We start from the raw sequence: 5586 nt of genomic DNA, 5'->3' as shown, positions 1-5586 counted from the left end.
CTCCCAGGGTGCCCGGCCCGGCATGCCCGGGTGCCGGGGCGGCGGCACGGACTCCGTACCGGCAGCCGCGTCCCCGGCTGCCGGGGAGCCCGCATCCGTGGGGTGCAGGGTGTCCGCGGCGGAGGTGAAGCGGTCGTCGACGGTGTCGGGGGTGGGTGTGGGGTCGGTGTCGGGGCTGGTCTCGTCGTACAACTGGCGCCACCAGTCGTCCTCGTGGCCGGCGCGCCTCTCCCCCTGCTGGCTCATGCCCTTATTGTCCACCGCTCCGGCCACGCGAAAGCGGACATCCGCAAAGTCCGGCCCGCGCAAGTCGAAACCGCGTCGAACGGCCCCGCCCGTTGCGCCCGGCCCCGGTTCGGGGCACGCGGACCTGATCTGCGGGGCCCGGAGGAGTACGGCACGCTGGGGCCATGAGTGGGTGGCCGCTCCTCCTTGTGACGCTGGTGATGCTGACAGGGCTGGCCGGGGTGTTCGTGCCCGGCGTTCCCGCACCGGCCACCGTGTGGGCGGCGGTGCTGTGGTGGGCGCTGGAGGAGGCCTCGGAGCCGGGCTGGTGGTTCCTCGCGGGCGCGTCCGGGCTGCTGCTGCTCAATCTGGAGCTGAAGCGGAAGATCCCGGCGCTGCGGGCGGGTGAGCCGGGCGCGCACAGGCCCACTCCCCTGGGGATGCGGGTGGAGTTCTGTCTCTGCCTGGTGGTCGTCTCCGGCTGGGCCGGTGTGGCCGCCTGGACCTGAGCCCTGCCCACCGCCGCGTGCCCGGCCCGCCCGCGCATGCTCGGCACCGGCCCCGCCCGCGCATGCTCGGCACCGGCCCCGCCCGCGCATGCTCGGCACCGGACCGGCCCGCCCGTCGGCACGTGCTCGGGCCGGCCCCCGCAGCCGGCTGCACAACGGGCCCGGTGGCCCCGCCCGCCCCGTCACAAGCGGGACGGGACCACCGGGATCCTCGCCGGGGCTACCCGCGCGGCAGGCGCCCCCGCTTCGCTTCCATCGCCGCCCGTCCCACCGCGTGCTTCAGCTTCCATTCGCGGCGGATCTCTGCCCGCATCCGGGCGTCGGTCTTGGCGACGATCCGCTGGTTCTCGCGCAGCAGCTTGCGGTAGCTGTCCAGGCGGCGCTGGGGCAGGCTGCCGTCCTCCACGGCCGCGAGTACCGCGCAGCCCGGCTCCGAATCATGGGCGCAGTCATGGAAACGGCAGCCCTGGGCGAGTGCGTCGATCTCGGAGAAGACCTGGTTGACGCCGGTCTCGGCGTCCCACAGGCCCACTCCGCGCAGCCCGGGCGTGTCGATGAGGACTCCACCGCCGGGCAGCGGCAGCAGATTGCGGGTGGTCGTGGTGTGCCGCCCCTTGCCGTCGATGTCGCGCACGGCCTGCACGGCCATGGCCTCCTCGCCGAGCAGCGCGTTGGCGAGCGTGGACTTGCCCGCGCCCGACTGCCCGAGCAGCACGCTCGTGCCGCCGCCGACGACGGCGGCCAGGACGTCGATGCCCTCCCCCGTCGCCGCGCTGACGGGCAGCACCTGGACGCCGGGCGCCGTGGTCTCGACGTCCGCGACGAGATGGCCGAGGACGGCGGGGTCGGGTGCCAGGTCCGCCTTGGTGAGGAGGACCAGCGGCTGCGCCCCGCTCTCCCAGGCGAGGGCGAGGAACCGCTCGATACGGCCGAGGTCGAGTTCGGCGGCGAGGGAGACGGCGATCACCGCGTGGTCGACGTTGGCCGCGAGGATCTGGCCCTCGGAACGGCTGGTGGAGGTGTTGCGTACGAAGGCGGTGCGGCGCGGCAGGTAGGCCCGTACGTAGCGGGGGTTGCCGTCCGCTTCGACCGCCGCCCAGTCACCGGTGCAGATGACCCGCATCGGGTCGTGCGGGGTGACGAAGGCCGTGTCCGCACGGACCGGGCCGTCGGGGGTGACGAGGTCGCACCGGCCGCGGTCGACCCGTACGACACGGCCGGGCACCAGGCCCTGCGCGCCGTACGGGGCGAACTCCTCCGCCCACCTCTCGTCCCAGCCGTACGGTGCGAGGACCTGCGCGGACGAGGACGACGGGGAAGAGGATGACGGGGATGACGGGGAAGAGGAGGAGGACGGGGAGAAAGAGGAGGACAAGGGGGTGACCCTTCGCAGGGCGGCCCGGCACGCGCTCGGCGCGCGAGGAGAGAGAAGGTCAGCCGGTGGCCGCGGGAGTGGAATGGATGAAGTCCTGAATGCGGGCAGCGCCCAGCTCGATGACAGCCATCGTTCACACCTCCCGGTTCGCTTCGCTCTCGGATGCGCACGGCGGCCGCCGGCCGCCGTGCGAGTACGGGATCACCTTACGCGGATGCCCCGGGGGTCCGCCAGGCGTTTTCCCTGGGTACCGGATCCAGCGGCACGGACACCGGCTCGGCGGGCCCGGAGGAGTCCGGCGGGCGGTTGCCGACGACGTGCACGACGACGCAGGCCGCGGCGTACAGGGCGGCCACGACCAGGAGCAGTGCCTGGTAGCCGGTGACGAGCGCGAGGTATTCGAGGGCGCCTCCGACGAGCGCACCCAGCAGGTTGGCGCCGAAGGCCGAGGTCGGGTCGGAGGCGGCCGCCAGCCGGTCGGAGAAGATGAGGTTGGCGCAGAAGATCGGTGCGAAGGCCAGCGCGACGGCCGCGGCGAGCCGCCCCGCGAAGGGCAGGGACAGGACGAAGTCGGCGGGCACGAGCCAGGCGACGGCCAGGCTGGCGAAGAGCAGTCCCTGCATGAGGGCCCTGTTCGGGCGGCGCACCCGGCGGCGAACCTCCACGGCCGCGAGGACGGCGAGCAGGACCCCGATGAAGACGAGGGCGTTGACCAGCCAGGTGGTGCCGAAGTAGAGGGCGAAGCCGATGACGCTCTTCGTCTCGAGCAGCATGAACGCGGCGCCCAGCAGGAACATGTCGGCGTAGCGGACGGTGCGCCGCAGCCGCACCCCCGCGATCCGCACCGACAGGAACGTCACCACCAGGATCGCGCCGAGCGCGCCGACGTAGAGGCTGGGGACGGTGCGGTGCAGCAGGTACGGGAAGGGGTGGTCGTCGGTGGCGGGCGGCGGCACGGTGCCGCTCGCCTGCCAGGTGCTCCGGCAGTCCTGGGCCTCGGGCGTCCGGCCTGCCACGAGGATGGCCGCCTTGCTGCCGCTGTACTCGGTCATGCAGGGCGGCTGGCCGAAGACATTGGTGAGGCTGCCGGCATAGCGGTCGATCAGCCAGTCCTTGCGGTAGTAGTTGTACATCGCGAAGGCGCCGTCGGGCGTGAGGTGCCGGTGGGCCGACTCGAAGGCCTCCTGGGTGAAGAGGTAGCTCTCCAGCCGCAGGTTGCTGGCGCCGGACACCAGGGTCAGTGAGTCGGGCAGGGCCAGGACGATCAGGTCGTACTTCGTGCCGGTGCGCTCCAGGAAGGCCCGCCCGTCGTCGATGTGGACGTGCACCCTGGGGTCGTCGTACGGCTTGGCCGGGTGCCGTTCGGCGCCGACCTGCTGGAGCCGCGGGTCGATCTCCACGGCGTCCACGTGCTCCGCGCCGTTGGCCAGGGCGACGGCGACGTCGTTGCCGTTGCCCGCGCCGATGACGAGGACGCGGCGGTGGGGGTTGTCCGGGGTCTCCAGGTACGGCCGGTTGTAGGGCGAGTCGGGCCTCATCAGGACGCTGAGCGGCGCGATGCTCTGGTGCGGTACGCCGTTGGCGGAGATCTTGTACATCCGGGTGCTGCTGCCGGCCTCGGGGCGCTTGACCTCGAGCTTGTAGTACGGCGACCAGAGGATGCCCGGCGCCATCGACTCCAGCGCGAGCGCGGCGACCATCGCGGCCAGCGGGATCCCGTAGCGGACGCTGTTGCCGAACCCGCCGAGCACGAGCATCGCCGCCGCGGCGATCACACCCCAGACGACGGAGGGTGCGCTGGCCCAGGACAGCAGCGCGAACGCGACGGAGCCGGTGAGGGAGCCGAGGAGGTCGTAGCGGTAGGCCTCGAGGGAGGGCAGCTGCCGGAACAGATCGGCGGTGATCTTGCCGATGGCGGCCATCACGACGGCGACCAGCAGGAAGATCGCCGGGAGCGTGACCCACTCGGGCAGTCCCGTGGTCTTCACGGCGGTGAAGTAGATGACCTCGCCGCTCTTCTGCTGGACCTGGACCGGGAACTCCCGCACAAGGACGACGAGCAGGGCCAGTGGCACGGGCGCCCAGCGTTTCAGCCATTTCCCTCGCTGCGCGGGAAGGAGGAATCCGAGGCCGATTCCGAGAAAGGACCCGAGCAGGACGAAGTTCGAGAAATAACTCAGATGGACGATGTTGGCGCCCGTCCATCGGATGAGCGCCAATTCGACGAACAGCATCGTCGCACTGGCCAGGAGGAGTTTTCCGCGGACTCGTGATGTGCCGGCGCCGTATGACATGGCGGCACCGTGCCATTTCCGTCACGAGGAGTCGAGCATTTCCCCCCGGGGGTGGCGGCCGTGGCGGGGTTGCCCGGTCGTGTTTTCCCGGTGCCAGGGTGCTGTGTTCCGGGCGGACCAGATTCGCCGGGCGGCCCGGTGGTCGGTCAGGATGATTCCCTCCTGGCGGAGGATGTCGCGGGCCTCGGGCGAGGTGAGGAACGCGTGGTCGCCGCTGCGCACGCGCCGGCCGCCGTCGGCGGCCCTCGCCTCCTCGGCGCCGAGGGCGGGATGCATCGCCCACTCGCTCAGCCCGGCCGGCAGCGCGCGCAGCAGGGCGGCGCAGCGGGCCTGCCTGCCGTCGGCGCCCAGGGAGAAGCTGTCCAGGAAATCGTTGTCGACCACGGGCAGGCCGCGGCGCCGTGCGGCGGCGCGCCCCGGGTCGAGCCAGACGCGTACCGCCAGGCCGTATTCGGCCGCCAGCGCCATGGTCAGGTCGAGGATGTCCTCGCGTCCGCCGTCGGCGAGGCAGTGCCAGTCCAGGTGGGTCGGGGCCCGGCCCGCCCCGGACACCGCCTCGATCTGGGCGCGGAATTCGCGCGCGATGTCGTCCGGGCGCGCCCTGGCGAGCAGCTCGGGAATCCCGGATTGGCAGAAGAGTTCGCCGTTCGCGTCGAGCAGCGAGGGCACTTTCTCCCTCGGACTCAGCGGCCCCCAGGGCAGGCCGGGGGTGTCGCGGATCAGGGTGAGATGAATTCCGAAGGGGATTTCCGGGTGCCGGCGCAGCAGCCGCAGGGCGTCGGCGGCCGCCGGGCACGGGACCATCAGGCTGCACGAGGTGGCGATGCCGTTCGTGACGGCGTCGATGATTCCGGCGTTGACCGCGTCGTACATTCCGAGGTCGTCGCAGTTGACGACGAGAACGCGGGCGCCGGGCGGGAATCCGAGCAGTTCGCTCGACAGTGGTGCGGTGACGGGGTCGTCCATCGCCTCAGTGTGCGTGTGCGGACGGCCGGGACAAACGGCTTTTCCCACGGCGGTCGGAGCCGGTCGGAGAAGCGTCCGGAACGGTCGCGGCCGGCGGAAACCGACACACGCCCGGCCAGGACCAGTTCCAGCAGGGTGCCGCCGGCGACCGCCCAGGCCGCGTGCTGCCGCTCCTTGGCCTGGCCGGACTCGTCGTCCAGCGACAGCAGCATGATCT

General features: G+C 72.1%; 4 protein-coding genes and 2 pseudogenes. 1 reads left to right on the top strand and 5 read right to left on the bottom strand.

Features of this window, described 5'->3' with window-relative positions:
- Positions 1–246, bottom strand: a pseudogene (locus GUY61_RS33740) (hypothetical protein); the annotation flags it as partial.
- A gap of 164 nt (positions 247–410) precedes the next feature.
- On the opposite strand from GUY61_RS33740, the gene GUY61_RS33735 reads away from it, so the two are divergent.
- Positions 411–734 carry a DUF456 family protein gene (locus GUY61_RS33735; protein ID WP_166634130.1) on the top strand — a complete coding sequence of 108 codons (324 nt, stop codon included), beginning with the start codon at positions 411–413 and terminating at the stop codon, positions 732–734.
- Between the two features lie 220 nt (positions 735–954).
- Here the strand turns inward: GUY61_RS33735 and rsgA are convergent, their stop codons facing one another.
- From rsgA to GUY61_RS42015, 4 genes and pseudogenes are all read right to left on the bottom strand, one after another.
- Entirely contained in the window at positions 955–2109 is a 1155-nt protein-coding gene (gene rsgA / locus GUY61_RS33730; protein WP_166634129.1) for a ribosome small subunit-dependent GTPase A, read from the bottom strand.
- Between the two features lie 206 nt (positions 2110–2315).
- Entirely contained in the window at positions 2316–4403 is a 2088-nt protein-coding gene (locus GUY61_RS33725) for a spermidine synthase (RefSeq protein ID WP_166634128.1), read from the bottom strand.
- A 21-nt stretch (positions 4404–4424) separates the two neighbouring features.
- Positions 4425–5369 (bottom strand): carbohydrate deacetylase, encoded by a 945-nt coding sequence (locus GUY61_RS33720; RefSeq protein WP_166634127.1) that lies wholly within the window; start codon positions 5367–5369, stop codon positions 4425–4427.
- 125 nt (positions 5370–5494) lie between these two features.
- Positions 5495–5581: pseudogene (locus GUY61_RS42015) on the bottom strand (hypothetical protein); the annotation flags it as partial.
- Positions 5582–5586: the final 5 nt, after the last annotated feature.

Source organism: Streptomyces sp. GC420 (genome assembly GCF_009916105.1).
Classification (GTDB): domain Bacteria; phylum Actinomycetota; class Actinomycetes; order Streptomycetales; family Streptomycetaceae; genus Streptomyces.
The sequence above is the reverse complement of the archived record's forward strand: the minus strand, read 5'-3'. Positions and strand labels throughout refer to the sequence as shown.

Coding starts and splice junctions, on each gene's coding strand:
- GUY61_RS33735 (WP_166634130.1), top strand. CDS start 411: ATGAGTGGGTGGCCGCTCCTCCTTGTGACGCTGGTGATGCTGACAGGG.
- GUY61_RS33720 (WP_166634127.1), bottom strand. CDS start 5,369: ATGGACGACCCCGTCACCGCACCACTGTCGAGCGAACTGCTCGGATTC.
- GUY61_RS33725 (WP_166634128.1), bottom strand. CDS start 4,403: ATGTCATACGGCGCCGGCACATCACGAGTCCGCGGAAAACTCCTCCTG.